The sequence below is a fragment of the Nocardia sp. NPDC003726 genome (assembly GCF_053586955.1).
Genome location: NZ_JBSFNF010000016.1, coordinates 30,647 through 47,366, shown reverse-complemented (window position 1 = coordinate 47,366; position 16,720 = coordinate 30,647). Strand labels below are relative to the sequence as shown.

Here is a 16,720-nt window from a genome sequence, read left to right as displayed (position 1 = left end):
GCGGGCTCAGGACGCGTGGGTGCTGTTGGGCCTGCGGCCCTTGGTGACGGTGCCTTCCCGCCGCCCCGGCGGCTTCGCCCGGTACATCGCCAGGTCTGCGTCGTGCAGCACCGCTTCCGGGCTGCGCCGATCGCCCACCTCGAGTTCGGTGACGCCGATCGAGGCGTTCACCTCGATCCGGTGCCCGCGCGCGATGATCGGCTCGGCCATGGTGGAGCGTAGTCGGTTCATCAGCGCCTCGATGTCGACGCGGCGGGTGCGGCCGGACAGCAGGACCAGGAACTCGTCGCCGCCGAGCCTGCCGACGATGTCGTCGCCGCGCAACGCGCGCTGCAAGCGCTGGGCGACGATCTGCAGCACGGTGTCGCCGATGGCGTGCCCGAGCGTGTCGTTGATCGCCTTGAACCCGTCCAGGTCGATGAACAGCACGGTGGACACCGGCAGCAGTTCCTCGGTGCTGGCCAGCGCGGCGGCCAGCTGGGACAGGATCAGCGAGCGATTGGCCAGGCCGGTGAGCGAGTCGTGCGTGGCCTGATATTCCAATTGTCTTCTGCTGGCGCGGAATTCGGTGATGTCGGCGAACGAGGACACCGCCGACGAGCGCGGGTCGCCCGGATTCAGCAGGCGGCTGCTGCCCGACAGCCAGCGCCGCTGGCCGTCCACCCGGTCGACGCCGAAGACATAGCCGGTGATGGTCTCGCCCGTGGCCAGCGTGCGCGCCACCGGATGGCGGCTCGGCGGCAGCGGCTGGGCGTTCGCGTCCAGCAGCACCAGCGGCAGCGACTGGATCGTGCGCCCGATGACCATGCCGTCGGGTCCCTCGGTGCCGAAGATGCGCTTGGCCGCCGGGTTCATCGACTCGATCCGGCCCTCCGGATCGATCACCACGACGCCCTCCTCCAGTTGGGACACCACCGTGGTGAAGTAGTGCTCGGCCCTGCGCTGCGCGGCCTCGGCGTGGCGCTGGGCGGTGAGGTCGTGGATGACCACCTGATAGGCGAGGTGGTCGTGCCAGGCGGTCAGCACCGACACCGTCTCCACCGGGACGGTGCCGCCGTCCACCCGCATCAAGGTCATCTCGGTCGGCACCGAGGCCGCGCCTGCGGTGGTGAGGGTGCTGATGCGGTCGAGCATCGCGGGCACGGAGGCGGGATGGACGAAGTCGGTCAGCGGACGGCCGATGATCTCCTCGGCGTCCTCCGCGGCGAGCATCCGGACGGTGGCCGGGTTGACGTAGACCACCCGGCCGCGCTCGTGCACGCAGATCCCGTCCGGAGTGTGCTCGACCAGAGAGCGGTAGCGCGCGGCCAGCTGTTCGGCGGCGTCGACCGCGGCGGCCAGCTTGTCGTCACCCACTCGAACCCCCGATCATCGACCCCATTATGGCCATTGGAACACGGGATTATTCTGGTATCGACGTGGACAAGATCACATCCTCCACGCTATTGCTTCGATCACAGTACTGGCACGTTCTCGGGCCGGATCCGGCGATCATGGCAGAAACCGGTTTCTGCGTCGAGGCGGGGCAGACGGTCCCGCCCGGCCGGTGAGCCGGTGAAGGAGAGCGATACATGCCGGGGCCCGACCCGAACACCGCCACGCGGTTCCGCGCCGATCCGCGGCGGTCCCCAGATCACATGACCATCGCCGGGATCGGCGCGATCACCGGCTACGGATGGGGACGTGAACGACTGTGGGACGGCTTGCTCAGCGGCAAGTCGGCGGCGGCGCTGCAACCCGGCTACGGTCCCGGCCGCGACGAGGACGCGTGGGTCGCGCTGGTTCCCGACGGCGGGGACGCCGAGTTGAGCGCGAGCCGGTACGGCCGGGCCGTGCACGAGGCGGCGCGAGAAGCGGTCGCCGACGCCCGCGAGCGGGGCTGGCGACCCGGCCGCACCGTCGGCCTGCTGCACGCCATCGTGCTCGGCGACGTGGCGGACTGGCGCGACTTCTATCTCGTCGACGGGGGTCGCCGCCGGTCGAGGGACTACCTGCGGTTGTTGCCGTCCACGCCGGTCTCGATGCTGATGCAGGAATTCGGCTTCCACGGCCCGGCGATGAACATCTCCGCCGCCTGCAGCTCCGCCAATGTCGCGCTCGTCACGGCGAAACTCTGGCTGGACGCGGGCATGGCCGACGACGTGCTCTTCGTGGCGACCGACCTGTCCGCGACGCCGGACATGCTGGACAGTTTCGTGCGGCTCGGCGCCGCGGTCGCCGACGCCGAACCGCTGGACGCCTGCAGGCCCTTCCAGGAGGGCAGCCGCGGGTTCAGCATGGGCGAGGCCTCGGTGGCGTTCGTGCTGACCCGTTCGGCGGATCGGCCCTATGCCGCGGTGCTCGGCGGCGCCATGTCCAACGACGCCTATCACGTGGTGTCGGTCGACCCGACGCACGAGCAGATCATCGATTGCGCTCGCCGCGCGCTCGCCGCCGCGCAGGTCACCGCCGCGGACGTGCGCTATTTCAACGCGCACGGCACCGGAACCCGCCAGTGCGACGTGGCCGAACACCATCTGCTCGAGCACGTGTTCGACGACCGCCCGCACATCTACGCGCTGAAGCCGCTGGCGGGCCACTGCCAGGGCGCGGCGGCCGCCGTCGAGATCGCGGCCGCCGCGCTGGGCTACGAGCGTGGCATCGTGCCCGCGGCCCCGATCGTCGCGCCCGCGCATCCGCGGTTGCTGGACGGCCCCGCGCCGTTCGAGGGCGGCATCACCGTGAAGCTGTCCCTCGGCATGGGCGGCAACAATTCCGCGGTGGTGCTCGCCGCCGCGTGATCGTGGCCGCGATGCCTTCGCGTTCGGTCCCGGCCGCGTCCGAATCCGGCGTGTTTCCAGTGTTTTTCGCGCGATGGGGACTTTCGGCCCTGTTCGCGGCAGCGCCCCGGTGCTGGCATGGGAGGGGACGAATCGATCTGGAAGGCGGGGCAATGCAGATGGTTTCATCGGGGCTGCGATTCGCGTCGGACGAGTGGACGACGGCCGCGGGACCGGAGGTGGCGGTCACGACGCGAGGGGAAGTGTCCGCCATGGACGTCACGCGGGCGGTGCGCGCCGTCACCCGGGTCCTGCGCAGGCATCATCTGGACGCGCCCGCCCGGGTGCGGCTCGGCGCGCCGCCCGATCCGGAGGCGCCGATGGTGGTGCAGGTCGACGTCCACCACCTGGAGTCGGTCACCCGCGTGCAGGTCACCGGGCCGCGCGGGTTCGCGGTGACCTTCGCCGCCGAGCGGCTCGACCGCCGATTGGCCCGCCTGGCCGCGGGCGAGACTCGGAGCTGGCCCGATCCGGCCCGCCCTCCGCTCGCGCGCGCCGGCGAGCCGCGTCCGATCGTTCGCCGCAAGCGGTGCGTCCTGTCCGCGTGCACGCCCGCCGAGGCGGTCGCGGTGCTGGACGCCATGGATTACGACGCTCACCTGTTCACCGACGCCGAGACCGGTGAGGACGCGGTGGTGCACTGGGCGGAGACGGGCGTGCGGCTCATCCGCCAGCGGGCGACCTGTCCGCCGATCCGGTCGCCGGAACGGGCGCGCGGCAATCCGCCGATCGTGATCGACGCGGATTCCGCGGCCTGCCTGGCCCCGGGTGATGCCGCGCACATCCTGTGCCGCAGGGGATTGCCGTTCCTGTTCTGTACCGATCCCGGCAGCGGGCGCGGTGCGCTGCTGTACCGGCGCCACGACGGCGACCTGGCGATCGTGGTGCCCGCCTGACCGTCAGGCCAGCGGTGCCGACCAGTGCACCCTGGTGCCGCCGCTCGCGGCCCGCTCCACCGTGCAGCGGCCGTCGGACATGCTCGCGCGCTGCGCGAGGTTGGCCAGGCCGCTCGGTGTCACCTGCGCGGGCAGCCCCGCGCCGTTGTCCTCGACGAGCACGGTCAGCTCGTCGCCGACGGTGATCTCGACGGCGAGCCGGTTCCCGCCGGAATGACGCACCGCGTTGCTGACCGATTCGCGCACCACGGCTTCGGCGTGGTCGGCCAGCGCCGCGCCGACCACCGACAGCGGTCCGGAGAACCGCACGCTGGTCCGGAACGCGCCGTCGGCGGTCTGCTGGCGGATCGCGTCCTCGAGCCGTCTGCGCAGCGGGTCGCCGCCGTGCAGGTCGAAGATCGACGTGCGGATCTCGTGCACGACCTCATGCAGACCGTCCATCTCCGCCGAAAGCCGTTGCCGCACTTCGGGATCTGTGGTGCGCGCCGCGGTGGCCCGCAACCCGAGCCCCACCGCGAACAGCCGCTGCACGACATGGTCGTGCAGGTCGCGCGCGATGCGGTCGCGGTCGGCGAGCACGTCGAGTTCGCGCATCCTGCGCTGGGTCTCGGCCAGTTGCATGGCCAGCGCCGCCTGATCGGTGAACGCGGCGGTCAGTTCCACCAGTTCGCCGGGGTACGGGGCAGACGCGGGCGGCCGCACCAGGATCAGCACGCCGAGGGCCAGATCCGCGGTCCGCAGCGGAAGCACGAGCGCGGGCCCCGCCGCGCCGACCGCGGCGCCGAGATCGACCGCTCCGGCGTCGGGCACCGGCACCGGAGCGTGCCGGGTGAACGCCGTGCCGGTGGCGGTACCGGCGATACGCACCCGCCGCGGCCCCGGTCCAGGACCGAACCAATGCGCCACGACGAGTTCGGTGGCCTCATCGGGCGGGGTCGCCGACGGCACCACGGCCAGCAGCGCCTGCTGCGAACCGGTCAGCGCGCGGGCGCGGGCCACCACCTGCGCGAGCACCAGGTCCGGCGCCGTGCCCGCGAGGAACTCCGTCGCGATGTCGCGCGTCGCCTCGATCCACGCCTGCCTGGTCCGCGCGGCTTCGTACAGCCTGGCGTTCTCGATGGCGATGCCTGCCGCGGCGGCCATGGCGAGCACGATGGCCTCGTCGTCCTCGGTGAACGGCTGTCCTCCCGTCTTCTCGGTGAGGTAGAGATTGCCGAAGATCTCCTCGCCGACCCGCACCGGGACGCCGAGGAAACTGCCCATCGGCGGATGGCCGGCGGGAAAGCCGACGGCCGCCGGATGTTCCGACAGATCGTCCAGCCGGATCGGGTGCGGGTGCGCGAGCAGCAACCCGAGGACGCCGTGTCCTTCGGGGGAGCGCCCGATGTGGGCGGGCATCGCGTCGTCGACGCCCTGGAAGAGGAATTCGACCAGCCGGTCGTCGTGTCCGCGGACGCCGAGCGCGCCGTAGCGGGCGGCGACCAGGTGGGTGGCGGTCCGCAGCAGGGCGCGCAGGGTGTCGAGCACCGTTGCCGGGAGGTGCGAGGCGAGGGGCGTCATAGGAGAGTGGGGGAGGCCGGTGGGTGGCGCACAGCGGGCTCAGTGTAGACGCGGGCCGGTGCGCGCGTGGCCCACTTGCGCCGAGCGGTCGCCCGGCCGGCGGTGGCGTTCCGGTGTGCTGTGCTGTGACGGCGGAGATCAGGGGAATGCCGGTTGACGTCGTGCTGTTGACCAGTGGTGCCGGGAGGGCGATGCTACGGAGGCGTCCTGGCCTGTTTCCCGGCTCATCCGTAACGTCCTGCCGCCGGGGTTCCCGTCATTCGTCCAGGTGACGGGCGGTCCGCGAAACTTGTCGGTGCCCATGCCTAGCATGGCGGCCGGGGGTATGTCTGGACGTCGAACACGAAGGAGAAGGGACGGCCTGTGGCGGAACGCCTCACTGTGCGCGGAGCTCGGGAGCACAACCTGAAGGGGGTCGATCTCGACCTGCCCCGCGACAGCCTCATCGTGTTCACCGGCCTGTCCGGCTCCGGCAAGTCCAGCCTGGCCTTCGACACGATCTTCGCGGAGGGGCAGCGGCGCTACGTCGAGTCGCTGTCGGCGTACGCGCGGCAGTTCCTCGGTCAGATGGACAAGCCCGACGTCGACTTCATCGAGGGCTTGTCGCCCGCGGTGTCCATCGACCAGAAATCGACCAACCGCAATCCGCGCTCGACCGTCGGCACCATCACCGAGGTCTACGACTATCTGCGGCTGCTCTACGCGCGAGCGGGCACGCCGCACTGCCCGGTCTGCGGCGAACTCATCGCCAAGCAGACGCCGCAGCAGATCGTCGATCAGGTGCTGGCCATGGAGGAGGGCATCCGCTTCCAGGTGCTCGCGCCGGTGGTGCGCACCCGCAAGGGCGAGTTCGTCGACCTTTTCGACCAGCTCAACACCCAGGGCTACTCCCGCGTGCGGGTGGACGGCGTGGTGTATCCGCTCACCGATCCGCCGAAGCTGAAGAAGCAGGAGAAGCACGACGTCGAGGTCGTCGTCGACCGGCTGGCGGTCAAGCCGAGTTCCAAGCAGCGCCTGACCGATTCGATCGAGACCGCGCTGCGGCTGGCCGACGGCATCGTTGTGCTCGACTTCGTCGATCGCGACGAGCACGCGCACGACCGGGAGCGCCGCTTCTCCGAGCGCCTGGCCTGCCCGAACGGCCACCCGCTCGACATCGAGGATCTGGAACCGCGCTCGTTCTCGTTCAACTCGCCCTACGGCGCCTGCCCCGACTGCACCGGCCTCGGCATCCGCAAGGAGGTCGACCCGGAGCTGGTGGTGCCCGACCCGGCGCTGAGCCTGAACGACGGCGCCATCGCGCCGTGGTCGCGCGGCCAGACCGCCGAGTACTTCACCAGGCTGCTGTCCGGCCTCGCCGATGCCATCGGCTTCTCCATGGACACCCCGTGGCAGGATCTGCCGCTCAAGGCGCGCAAGGCCGTGCTGGAGGGCAGCGCCGACCAGGTGCACGTCTCCTACACCAACCGCTACGGCCGTAAGCGCTCGTACTACGCGGACTTCGAGGGCGTGATGCCGTTCCTGCAGCGGCGCATGGAGAACACCGAGTCCGAGCAGATGAAAGAGCACTACGACGGGTACATGCGCGACATTCCGTGCCCGGTGTGCAACGGCGCCCGGCTGCGCCCGGAGATCCTCGCCGTCACCATCGCCGCGAATGGCGACAAGAAGTCCATCGCCGACGTCAGCGACCTGTCCATCGGCGAGTGCTCGGCGTTCCTGAACTCGCTCACCCTGGGCGAGCGCGAGGCGGCGATCGCCGGGCAGGTGCTGAAGGAGGTGCAGGCGCGGCTGGGCTTCCTGCTCGACGTCGGCCTGGAGTACCTCACGCTGTCGCGCGCGGCCGCCACCCTCTCCGGCGGTGAGGCGCAGCGCATCCGGCTCGCAACCCAGATCGGATCCGGCCTGGTCGGCGTGCTGTACGTGCTCGACGAGCCGTCCATCGGCCTGCACCAGCGGGACAATCGCAGGCTCATCGAAACCCTCACCCGGCTGCGCAACCTGGGCAACACGCTCATCGTGGTCGAGCACGACGAGGACACCATCCGCGCCTCGGACTGGGTGGTCGACATCGGCCCGTTCGCCGGCGAGCACGGCGGCACGGTGGTGCACAGCGGGCCCTACGAAGAATTGCTCACCGATCCGAACTCGCTCACCGGGGCGTATCTGTCGGGCCGCGAGCGCATCGAGGTGCCGCTGGTGCGCCGCCCGGTCACCAAGAAACGGCAGCTCACCGTCGTCGGAGCCAGCGAGCACAACCTCAAGGGCATCGACGTCGCCTTCCCGCTCGGGGTGCTCACCTCGGTGACCGGCGTCTCCGGGTCCGGCAAGTCGACCCTGGTCAACGACATCCTGGCGACGGTGCTGGCGAACCGGCTCAACGGCGCGCGGCAGGTGCCGGGCAGGCACACCCGGGTCAACGGGCTCGACCATCTGGACAAATTGGTGCAGGTGGACCAATCGCCGATCGGCCGCACGCCGCGGTCGAACCCGGCCACCTACACCGGCGTGTTCGACAAGATCCGCACGCTGTTCGCGGCCACCACCGAGGCGAAGGTGCGCGGGTACCAGCCGGGCCGGTTCTCGTTCAACGTCAAGGGCGGTCGCTGTGAGGCCTGCTCCGGCGACGGCACGCTGAAGATCGAGATGAACTTCCTGCCGGACGTCTACGTGCCCTGCGAGGTGTGCCACGGCGCCCGCTACAACCGCGAAACCCTCGAGGTGCACTACAAGGGCAAGACCATCGCCGAGGTGCTGGACATGTCCATCGAGGAGGCGGCCGAGTTCTTCGAACCGGTCACCTCGATCCACCGCTACCTCAAGACCCTGGTGGACGTCGGGCTCGGTTACGTGCGCCTCGGTCAGAGCGCTCCCACCCTGTCCGGTGGCGAGGCCCAGCGGGTGAAGCTCGCCGCCGAGCTGCAGAAGCGGTCCACCGGCCGCACGGTCTACATCCTCGACGAACCGACCACCGGTCTGCACTTCGAGGACATTCGCAAGCTGCTCAACGTCATCAACGGCTTGGTGGACAAGGGCAACACCGTGATCGTCATCGAGCACAACCTGGACGTCATCAAGACCTCCGACTGGGTGATCGACATGGGGCCCGAGGGCGGCTCCGGCGGCGGTACCGTGGTGGCGGAGGGCACGCCGGAGGAGGTCGCGGCCGTCGCGCACAGCTACACCGGCCAGTTCCTCAAAGAAGTGCTCGACCAGCCGCCCGCGCCGCAGAGTCCCGCGAAGAAGGCTCCGGCGAAGAAAGCCGCGGCCAAGGCCGCAAAGCGGCCGGCGAAGAAGGCCGCGGCGGTCGGCTGATCTTTTCGTCCGAAGCGGCGTGGTCCCAGGACCGCGCCGCTTCGTGCTCAGCGGTTGGCGATGGTGTGGATCAGTTCGGCCAGTTCCTTCGGCTTGGACCACATCGGCCAGTGCCCGGTCGGCAGGTCGACGTACTCCGCGTCGATGCGGGCCAGTTCGGCGAAGATGGGGGCTTCACCGTTGTCGCGCAGCTTCTTGACCAGATCGGCGGTCATGCTGCTGCAGATCACGGTGGCCGGGACCGAAAGGCGCGCGTCCGAATCGCTCAACCGCAGCGGGGCCGCCGCGACGGACGCGGGCTCCGGCACGGCCCGCTCCCGGAATCGTGCCAAGGCCGCCTCGTCCAGGCCCGCCAAGCTGTTGCCCGCTGCCTCCAGTTCCGGCCATTGCGGCAGGGTCCACTCGCGCGCGGCCACGTCGAGGGCCGAGTTGATGACGAAGCCGTTGGGCAGCGGCGCGCTGTCGACGTAGATCGCCCGGCGGAACAGCTCGGGCGCGCGGTCGATGGCCAGATAGGCGGGCGCCGCGCCGCCGGAGTGCGCGACGAGCACCACCGTCTCGCCCGGCGGCACGGCGTCGATGACGGCTTGCGCCTGCGTCTCCAGAGTGGCCGACAACCGGTCCGGATCGGTTTCGTCGAGACCGGGCAGCGTGAGCGCCACCACCTCGTTGCCGCGCCGCCGCAGATCGGGTGCGACCTCGTCCCACGCCCACGCACCGAGCCAGAATCCGGGAGCGAGAAGAATCCGAGTAGCCATGGGCTCACTGTGCCCTACCCGTTGGGAAATTTCCTAAACTTCGCTGTCTCCGAAGGTGTTTCGCTCACAATTCCGGACGCGCTTCGGAATTTTCTGAAGCGCTGGTCGCGTGGGTCGCCGCGAGCTGCCCGAGCGAGCCGCTCAGCAGTCCGGCGCGGCGCGCTGTTCCGCGTGCCACGGCCGACCGCGTGCGGCGGCGAATCAGTAGACCGGACCGGTGTACTTCTCGCCCGGTCCCTTGCCCGGCTCGTCGGGATGCGCGGAGGACTCACGGAAGGCGCGTTGCAGCGACTGCAAGCCCTCGCGGATCGGTCCGGCGTGCGGACCCAGGTACTCCACCGAGGCGGTCACGAGTCCGGCCAGTGCGGTGATCACCCGGCGCGCCTCGTCCAGATCGCGGCGCGGGCTGGTGTCGGGGTCCTCGTCGGCGAGCCCGAGTTTCTCCGCCGCCGAACTCATCAGCATCACGGCGGCGCGGCTGATCACCTCGACCGCGGGGATGTCGGCCAGTTCGCGTACGGAGGCGTCGAGCTCGTCAGTCATGCCTTCAGGCTAGCGACGCCGCCCGGAGCATCCGGAGGTGGCCGATCTCCGCGATGTTCTTCGTCAGCTCCGTGTTCACCCAGCCCGCCAGATGGGCGATGGTCAACCCAGCGTCGGCGGGCCACGGATAGGCGGAGGGCCGATCCAGATCGGCCTCGTCGAGCCCGTCGAGGACCCGCTCCCATTCGATGTGCAGCTCCCGCAGGCAGGCGACGGCCGCGGAGCCGTCACCGGGCCAGTGCACGTCCTCTCGTGCGGGCGGGGTGACACCCTCGACGTGGTCGATGGCCGTGCCCCACCACCAGCCGATGTGCCAGGTCAGCCACCCGATCGTCGGTACAGGGATCGGGTGGGGCTCAACGTCGGCCCAGTCCGGCCGCCATACGCCGTCGGCGTCTGGGCGTACCGTCCAGGTGGGCTGGGCGGGTTCCCAGAGGAAATCCTCCGGTGTGAGCGTGTCGAGGTGGATCCCGGCGAGTGACCAGGTCAGGTCGAACTGCCATCGCAGCAGGTCGCGGCGTGGTGTGAGCACCGGGGGAGCGTGGCACGCCGAAGATGACCGGGCAAGGGATTTTCGACCCGATTCGGCGATAGCCGAACGGAATGTTAGACTCTCCGCTGACGACCGCCCCGGGCTTGCCCCGGGGCTGATAAGTGGAGCCCGACTCCCACCGTTGCCGACGAGTCATCGTACGGCCCAACGGTCCGGTCGCCCGCCCGTGAGGGCGGGTTTCTCGTGCCGGGGTTCTCATCGAGAACCTTTCGCGCGAGAGTCGACGCGAGTTCGCTCGTGGTCGGAGACCGGTCGACATCGGGCCCCGTCGCGGAATACCGCACCGGGGCCTTCGTGTTGAACAGGGGTTGCAGTTATTGCGCGCGGTCGTCTGACGACACCGCTTGACCTAGGAGGCCCCATCAGCACTGAGACCCGCATCAACGATCGCATCCGTGTTCCCGAGGTCCGGCTCATCGGACCTGGAGGTGAGCAGGTTGGGATCGTGCGTGTTGAAGATGCACTACGCGTCGCCCTCGAAGCCGACCTCGATCTGGTCGAGGTGGCACCGGATGCCCGTCCGCCGGTCTGCAAGATCATGGACTACGGCAAGTTCAAGTACGAGACGGCGCAGAAGGCGCGCGAGTCTCGGAAGAACCAGCAGCAGACGGTGATCAAGGAGCAGAAGCTCCGCCCGAAGATCGACGACCACGACTACGAGACCAAGAAGCGCAACGTCGTGCGCTTCCTCGAGGCCGGGTCCAAGGTCAAGGTGACGATCATGTTCCGGGGACGCGAGCAGTCCCGCCCCGAACTCGGTTTCCGGCTGCTGCAGCGGCTGGCGTCCGACGTCGCCGACCTCGGTTTCGTGGAAACCTCGGCCAAGCAGGACGGTCGCAACATGACCATGGTCCTCGCCCCCCACAAGGGCGCGAAGACCCGGGTGAAGGCGCAGCAGGAGTCGGCCCCGCGCCCGGCCCCCAGCGCCGCCCCGGCCGGTCAGCCCGTCGCGGAGCAGGCCGAGACGGCCGGCCCGCAGTAACACCGATCAGAACACCGGCGGTCCGCCCCGACCGCCGGGACGACAGATATGAGGAATCCATGCCGAAGATGAAGACGCACAGCGGCGCCTCGAAGCGATTCAAGGTGTCCGGTAAAGGCAAGCTGCTGCGCCAGCAGGCGAACCGTCGCCACCTGTTCGAGCACAAGCCCTCCCGCCGCACTCGTCGTCTGGACGGCGTGGAGGTCGTCGCCGCCGCCGACGTCCGTCGCGTGAAGAAGCTGCTCGGTCTCTGATCGCGCCTTCGCGCAGACCGGCACGCACCCGCGACCGGAGCATCTCCGTCGCCACCCCCCGACCCATTTCCGGGCGCCGCCCCGCGCCCCCAGATCGAACAGGACTGACCAGTGGCACGCGTCAAAAGGGCCGTCAACGCTCAGAAGAAGCGCCGTTCCATCCTCGAGGCCTCCAAGGGCTACCGCGGCCAGCGCTCGCGGCTGTACCGCAAGGCCAAGGAACAGCAGCTGCACTCGCTCACCTACGCCTACCGGGACCGCCGGGCGCGCAAGGGTGACTTCCGCAAGCTGTGGATCGCGCGCATCAACGCCGCCGCGCGGATCAACGACATCACTTACAACCGCTTCATCCAGGGCCTGAAGGCCGCCGGTGTGGAGGTGGACCGCAAGATCCTCGCCGAGCTCGCGGTATCGGACGCCGAGGCGTTCGCCGGTCTCGTCGCGGTCGCCAAGGCCGCCCTGCCGCAGGATGTCAACGCGCCGGCCGCCTGAGTCGCGTTCGTTGACGACCGAAAGACTTCCGGAACGACCCGTGGAAGCGCTCAGTGAGCGCAATCCGCGGGTCGTTTCCGCTGTCAAGCTCCAGCGCGGAGCGCAGCGCCGGAAGGCGGGACGATTCCTCGCCGAAGGGGCCAACGCCGTCGCCGCGGCCTTGGAGACCGCGCGCGTCCACGAGCTGTTCTATTCGCAGGCGGCCGCCGAACGCGATCACGCGCTGATCGCGGGGGCCGCCGCGGCGGGGGTGCGCACCACGCTGGTCAGTGATCGGGCGGCGCAGCATCTCGCCGAGACGGTCACGGCGCCGGGCTTGGTGGCGGTCTGCGATCTGCTCGACGTGCCACTGACCCGGATTCTCGACGCCGGACCCCGAATGCTCGCCGTTCCGGTGGAGATGGCCGAGCCGGGGAACGCGGGCACGGTCATCCGGGTCGCCGACGCCGTCGGGGCCGACGGTGTGGTGCTGGCGGGCGACACGGTCGACCCGCACAACGGCAAGTGCGTGCGAGCCAGCGCGGGCAGCATCTTCCACGTGCCGATCGCCCGGCACCGCGATGTCGCCGAGACGCTGGATTCGATCGCCGCGGCGGGCATCACGATCCTGGCGACCGCGGCGAACGGCGAAGTCGACCTCGACGACGCCGACGAACTGTTCACCCGACCGGTGGCCTGGCTGTTCGGCAACGAGGCGCACGGCCTGGACCCGGCCGTCGCGCGCCGCGCCGACCACCGCATCCGCATCCCCATCCGCGGCCGCGCCGAGAGCCTGAATCTCGCGACGGCCGCCGCGATCTGCCTCTACGCCAACTCGCGGGTGCTGTATTGATTTGCCGCGCCTTCGGCGCGGCGCGAACGGCACAGGCTCGGTCTCGCTTCGCTCGAAACCGGTGGTTGTGGTGGGCTGGGCGCGTCGGTTTTGGGGCTCGGCTTCTGTTGTGCGGTTCGTCGAGGCCGGGCGCGGGCGGCCAGGTATCACGGTCTCGCTATCGGGCCGTGTCGCGCCGCGGAGTAGCCGGGGGTCGTCAATCGCCCTCGGTGGCGAGGTCCGCGAGGATTTCCGTTGCCCATGTCGCGGGCACCGCGTCCGGGCCCGCCACTCGCATCGCGCTCATCACGGTGAGCAGCATTCCGGTGGCGAGGAAGCGGCGCGTCTCGGTTTCCGGCGCTCCGGTCAGGTCGCGGATGAGGCGGTAGATATCGCCGAAACGAGACCTGACCTGGTCGCCGATCTCCGGGTCCGCGCTGGCCGCGAAGCCGTGCAGCAGCAGTTGGAGCAGTTCGCGTTCGGCGAGGAACACCGAATAGCCGTTGGCGAGGGCGGCGAGGGCTTCCTCCGGCGGCGCGTCGGGAGCCGCCTCGGCGCGCGCGGCACGGAAGATCTCCTCGATCCGGTCGCACACGCGATGCAACGCGGCGCGGAACAGGTTCTGCTTGGTGCCGAAAAGCCGGATCACGTAGGGCTGTGACACGCCCGATCGGCGGGCGATCTCGTCGGTGCGGGTGGCGGCGTAACCGGCTTCGGCGAACGCGGAGACCGCCGCGCCCAGCACCTGCTCGCCCCGCTCGGCGGCCGTCATCCTGTTCGTTGTCGCCATGGTGCTCCGTTTTCGCTGGTCCACGCTTGCCTTGACATGTTATCAGTCGATGCATACTGTTCGGAATATTAGTTATCAGTCGATTACAACTAAGGCTGGAAATGACCGAGACACTCCCCTCCACCGCGCCTGCCGCCGTGCCGGAATCCCTCGGCGCGGGCAGGCTCGCCGCCGTGCTCGCGGCGGTCGGTATCCCGATGTTCATGGTCACGCTGGACAACCTGGTCGTGACCAACGCGCTGCCGGTGATCCGCACCGAGCTGGGCGCTTCGCTGGCCGACCTGCAATGGTTCGTCAACGCCTACACGCTGTCGTTCGCCTCTTTGCTGCTCACCGCCTCCGCCCTCGGTGACCGGCTCGGCAGGCGGCGGATCTTCCTGCTCGGCATCGCGGTGTTCACGCTGGCTTCCGCGGTCTGCGCGCTGGCGACCGGACCGGGCATGCTCATCGCGGCGCGGGCGGTACAGGGCTTCGGGGCCGCCGGCGTCATGCCGCTGTCGCTGACGCTGTTGTCGGCCGCGGTGCCGGAGAAGATGCGCAGCGCCGCCATCGGCATCTGGGGCGGGATCGCCGGCCTCGGCGTCGCGCTGGGCCCGCTCATCGGCGGCGCCGTCGTCGAGGGACTGAGCTGGCAGTGGATCTTCTGGGTCAACGTGCCGATCGGCCTGGTCGTGCTGCCGTTCGCGCTGAGGGTGCTGACGGAGTCGTGGGGCGGCAGCAGGCGGGTCGACCTGCTGGGGCTGCTGCTGTCGGCGGGCGGCGTGCTCGCCGTGGTGTGGGGCGTGATCCACGGCGCCGAGGACGGCTGGACGTCTCCTGGCGTGCTGTCCGCGCTGGTCGGCGGCGCGGTGCTGCTCGGCTGCCTGATCGTCTGGGAGCTGCGCGCGCCGGAGCCGATGCTGCCGCTGCGTTTGTTCCGCTCCCGCGCGTTCCGGGTGAGCAACGTGACCGGCTTCACCTTCTCGATGGGCGTCTTCGGCTCGATCTTCCTGCTCGCCCAGTACTTCCAGATCGTGCAGGGCTACGGTCCGCTGCAATCCGGTATCCGGACCATGCCGTGGACGATGGCGCCGATGGTCGTCGCTCCGCTGGCGGGTCTGATCGTCGACAAGGTCGGCGCCCGTGCCTTGCTCACCACCGGGCAGATGGCGCTCGCCGTCGCGCTGGCCTGGATGGCCGCGGTCACCTCCGTCGACGCGAGTTATCTGTCGTTCGTGGGTCCGTTCGTGCTCGGCGGCATCGGCATGGGCCTGACCTTCGCGCCGAGCGCCACCGTGGTGATGGCCGCGGCCGCGGAGCAGGACCGCGCGATCGCCTCGGGAACCAACAACACCCTGCGGGAAATCGGTGTCGCCATGGGCGTCGCGGTGCTGGCGTCGGTGTTCGCGGCGCGGGGCTCCTACCTGGACCCGCAGAGCTATGTCGACGGACTGGTGCCCGCGGTGTGGGTCGGCGCCGCGATCGTCGCGGTCGGCGCACTGGTGTCGCGGTTGCTGCCAGCCCACGTCACCGCCGCGCGCTGACCGCCGAACTGTCGCGCGACGCCCGGCCGCAGGCTACCGCCCTGGCCGGGCGTTCCGGGGCAGCCGCCGGAACTGCTCGCTCTCGACCCGCCGCCTGCGAGGTGGTGGCGGTCTGTGCCGTTCGGGACGGGTGACGGTGCGGGACATCGTTCCCCGCCGGGGCCTGGCACGTCCGGGTGTGTGACAGCCGAGCTACCACACGGCTCGCGCGGCGCGGTGGGTAATCCGCGTGAATCCGTCAATGCCCATCGAATACGATTGCGACCAGCAGCAATGCGGGCAGGCGAGCAGCGGCGCCCGCGAATTGATCCCCAGGGGAGAGACGGAGCATCGTGGCCGACGACATCGACGCAGGCGAGCAGAACGCAGCGCTGACCGAGGAGGCACTGGCCGCGGCAGCGGCGGCCGCCGAGAAGGCGTTCGCCGCTGCCGCCGACCTGGATGCGCTCGCGGTCGCGAAAACCGAGCACCTCGGCGGCAAGGCGCCGCTGGCGCTGGCGCAACGCGCGCTGGGCAGCCTGCCCAAATCGGAGAAGGCCGACGCGGGCAAACGGGTCAACGTCGCCAGGTCCAGGGTGTCGGAGGCGTTCGAGTCCCGCCGCGCCGCGTTGCTGGCCGAGCGCGACGCCGCCGTGCTGGTCGCCGAGACCATCGACGTGACGCTGCCCGCGCGCAGGGCGGCCGTCGGCGCGCGGCATCCGATCACCGTCATCTCCGAGCAGATCGCCGACGTGTTCGTCGCCATGGGCTGGGAGGTCGCCGAAGGTCCCGAGGTGGAGACCGAGCACTTCAACTTCGACGCGCTCAACTTCCTGCCCGACCATCCGGCCCGCACCATGCAGGACACCTTCCACATCGCGCCGGAGGGCTCGCGCCAGGTGCTGCGCACGCACACCTCGCCGGTGCAGGTGCGCTCGATGCTGGAACGCGAGCTGCCGATCTATGTGGTCTGCCCCGGACGCACCTTCCGCACCGACGAACTGGACGCCACGCACACCCCGGTGTTCTCCCAGGTCGAGGGTCTGGCGGTGGACAAGGGCCTGACCATGGCGCATCTGCGCGGCACGCTGGACGCGTTCGCCCGCGCGCTGTTCGGGCCGCAGACCCGTACGCGCATGCGTCCCAACTACTTTCCGTTCACCGAGCCCTCCGCCGAGGTCGACGTGTGGTTCCCGGACAAGAAGGGCGGTGCGGGCTGGGTCGAATGGGGCGGCTGCGGCATGGTGAACCCGAAGGTGCTGATCGCCAGCGGGATCGATCCCGAGGTGTACAGCGGGTTCGCGTTCGGCATGGGCCTGGAGCGCACGCTGCAGTTCCGCAACGGCATCCCGGACATGCGCGACATCGTCGAGGGCGACGTGCGTTTCACGCTGCCCTTCGGCATCCGGTCCTGACCCCACCCTTCGATCGAGAGAGCGAAACGT

Annotated in this window: 15 protein-coding genes; 9 read left to right on the top strand and 6 right to left on the bottom strand. The window is 69.9% G+C overall.

Annotated elements, in window-relative coordinates; genetic code table 11:
- Positions 1–6: 6 nt before the first annotated feature.
- A complete protein-coding gene (locus tag ACWDMM_RS21095; protein WP_195082774.1) occupies positions 7–1,356 on the bottom strand; it encodes a diguanylate cyclase domain-containing protein in 1,350 nt (449 codons plus the stop codon).
- A gap of 281 nt (positions 1,357–1,637) precedes the next feature.
- Here ACWDMM_RS21095 and ACWDMM_RS21090 point away from each other — a divergent pair, with 281 nt between their 5' ends.
- Positions 1,638–2,780 (top strand): beta-ketoacyl synthase N-terminal-like domain-containing protein, encoded by a 1,143-nt coding sequence (locus ACWDMM_RS21090; protein WP_195082844.1) that lies wholly within the window; start codon positions 1,638–1,640, stop codon positions 2,778–2,780.
- Positions 2,781–2,932: 152 nt separating this feature from the next.
- The gene (locus tag ACWDMM_RS21085) at positions 2,933–3,715 is read left to right on the top strand and encodes a sigma 54 modulation/S30EA ribosomal C-terminal domain-containing protein (RefSeq protein WP_323124485.1); all 783 of its coding nucleotides are present in this window, start codon (positions 2,933–2,935) and stop codon (positions 3,713–3,715) included.
- Positions 3,716–3,718: 3 nt separating this feature from the next.
- Here the strand turns inward: ACWDMM_RS21085 and ACWDMM_RS21080 are convergent, their stop codons facing one another.
- Entirely contained in the window at positions 3,719–5,275 is a 1,557-nt protein-coding gene (locus ACWDMM_RS21080; RefSeq protein WP_195082775.1) for a sensor histidine kinase, read from the bottom strand.
- Between the two features lie 363 nt (positions 5,276–5,638).
- On the opposite strand from ACWDMM_RS21080, the gene uvrA reads away from it, so the two are divergent.
- Positions 5,639–8,590 (top strand): excinuclease ABC subunit UvrA, encoded by a 2,952-nt coding sequence (gene uvrA / locus ACWDMM_RS21075; protein WP_195082776.1) that lies wholly within the window; start codon positions 5,639–5,641, stop codon positions 8,588–8,590.
- A 47-nt stretch (positions 8,591–8,637) separates the two neighbouring features.
- Here the strand turns inward: uvrA and ACWDMM_RS21070 are convergent, their stop codons facing one another.
- From ACWDMM_RS21070 to ACWDMM_RS21060, 3 genes are all read right to left on the bottom strand, one after another.
- A complete protein-coding gene (locus tag ACWDMM_RS21070; RefSeq protein ID WP_195082777.1) occupies positions 8,638–9,348 on the bottom strand; it encodes an alpha/beta fold hydrolase in 711 nt (236 codons plus the stop codon).
- Positions 9,349–9,549: 201 nt separating this feature from the next.
- Complete coding sequence (locus ACWDMM_RS21065) at positions 9,550–9,891, bottom strand: DUF1844 domain-containing protein (protein WP_039797319.1); 342 nt, start codon at positions 9,889–9,891, stop codon at positions 9,550–9,552.
- Positions 9,892–9,895: 4 nt separating this feature from the next.
- Positions 9,896–10,423, bottom strand: a complete 528-nt coding sequence (locus ACWDMM_RS21060) for a DinB family protein (RefSeq protein WP_357109570.1) — start codon at positions 10,421–10,423, stop codon at positions 9,896–9,898.
- Positions 10,424–10,760: 337 nt separating this feature from the next.
- Between ACWDMM_RS21060 and infC the strand changes: the two genes are divergently transcribed.
- From infC to ACWDMM_RS21040, 4 genes are all read left to right on the top strand, one after another.
- A complete protein-coding gene (gene infC / locus ACWDMM_RS21055) occupies positions 10,761–11,426 on the top strand; it encodes a translation initiation factor IF-3 (RefSeq protein WP_397071319.1) in 666 nt (221 codons plus the stop codon).
- Positions 11,427–11,485: 59 nt separating this feature from the next.
- Positions 11,486–11,680: a 50S ribosomal protein L35 gene (gene rpmI, locus ACWDMM_RS21050; RefSeq protein WP_063022449.1), complete on the top strand. Its 195-nt coding sequence runs from the start codon at positions 11,486–11,488 to the stop codon at positions 11,678–11,680.
- 111 nt (positions 11,681–11,791) lie between these two features.
- Complete coding sequence (gene rplT, locus ACWDMM_RS21045; protein WP_039797323.1) at positions 11,792–12,172, top strand: 50S ribosomal protein L20; 381 nt, start codon at positions 11,792–11,794, stop codon at positions 12,170–12,172.
- Between the two features lie 40 nt (positions 12,173–12,212).
- Positions 12,213–13,004, top strand: a complete 792-nt coding sequence (locus ACWDMM_RS21040) for a TrmH family RNA methyltransferase (protein ID WP_449938991.1) — start codon at positions 12,213–12,215, stop codon at positions 13,002–13,004.
- A gap of 196 nt (positions 13,005–13,200) precedes the next feature.
- On the opposite strand, the gene ACWDMM_RS21035 is transcribed toward ACWDMM_RS21040, so the two are convergent.
- Positions 13,201–13,773 (bottom strand): TetR/AcrR family transcriptional regulator, encoded by a 573-nt coding sequence (locus ACWDMM_RS21035; protein ID WP_449938989.1) that lies wholly within the window; start codon positions 13,771–13,773, stop codon positions 13,201–13,203.
- A 101-nt stretch (positions 13,774–13,874) separates the two neighbouring features.
- Between ACWDMM_RS21035 and ACWDMM_RS21030 the strand changes: the two genes are divergently transcribed.
- Together ACWDMM_RS21030 and pheS are read left to right on the top strand one after the other, a co-directional pair.
- Positions 13,875–15,296 carry an MFS transporter gene (locus ACWDMM_RS21030; RefSeq protein ID WP_357111330.1) on the top strand — a complete coding sequence of 474 codons (1,422 nt, stop codon included), beginning with the start codon at positions 13,875–13,877 and terminating at the stop codon, positions 15,294–15,296.
- A 332-nt stretch (positions 15,297–15,628) separates the two neighbouring features.
- Positions 15,629–16,690 carry a phenylalanine--tRNA ligase subunit alpha gene (pheS, locus tag ACWDMM_RS21025; protein WP_067808284.1) on the top strand — a complete coding sequence of 354 codons (1,062 nt, stop codon included), beginning with the start codon at positions 15,629–15,631 and terminating at the stop codon, positions 16,688–16,690.
- Positions 16,691–16,720: the final 30 nt, after the last annotated feature.

Excerpts from the sequence above, each read along its gene's own strand:
- ACWDMM_RS21085 (WP_323124485.1), top strand. The coding sequence starts at position 2,933 with ATGCAGATGGTTTCATCGGGGCTGCGATTCGCGTCGGACGAGTGGACG.
- ACWDMM_RS21035 (WP_449938989.1), bottom strand. The coding sequence starts at position 13,773 with ATGGCGACAACGAACAGGATGACGGCCGCCGAGCGGGGCGAGCAGGTG.
- rpmI (WP_063022449.1), top strand. The coding sequence starts at position 11,486 with ATGCCGAAGATGAAGACGCACAGCGGCGCCTCGAAGCGATTCAAGGTG.
- ACWDMM_RS21065 (WP_039797319.1), bottom strand. The coding sequence starts at position 9,891 with ATGACTGACGAGCTCGACGCCTCCGTACGCGAACTGGCCGACATCCCC.
- ACWDMM_RS21030 (WP_357111330.1), top strand. The coding sequence starts at position 13,875 with ATGACCGAGACACTCCCCTCCACCGCGCCTGCCGCCGTGCCGGAATCC.
- ACWDMM_RS21080 (WP_195082775.1), bottom strand. The coding sequence starts at position 5,275 with ATGACGCCCCTCGCCTCGCACCTCCCGGCAACGGTGCTCGACACCCTG.
- ACWDMM_RS21090 (WP_195082844.1), top strand. The coding sequence starts at position 1,638 with ATGACCATCGCCGGGATCGGCGCGATCACCGGCTACGGATGGGGACGT.
- ACWDMM_RS21070 (WP_195082777.1), bottom strand. The coding sequence starts at position 9,348 with ATGGCTACTCGGATTCTTCTCGCTCCCGGATTCTGGCTCGGTGCGTGG.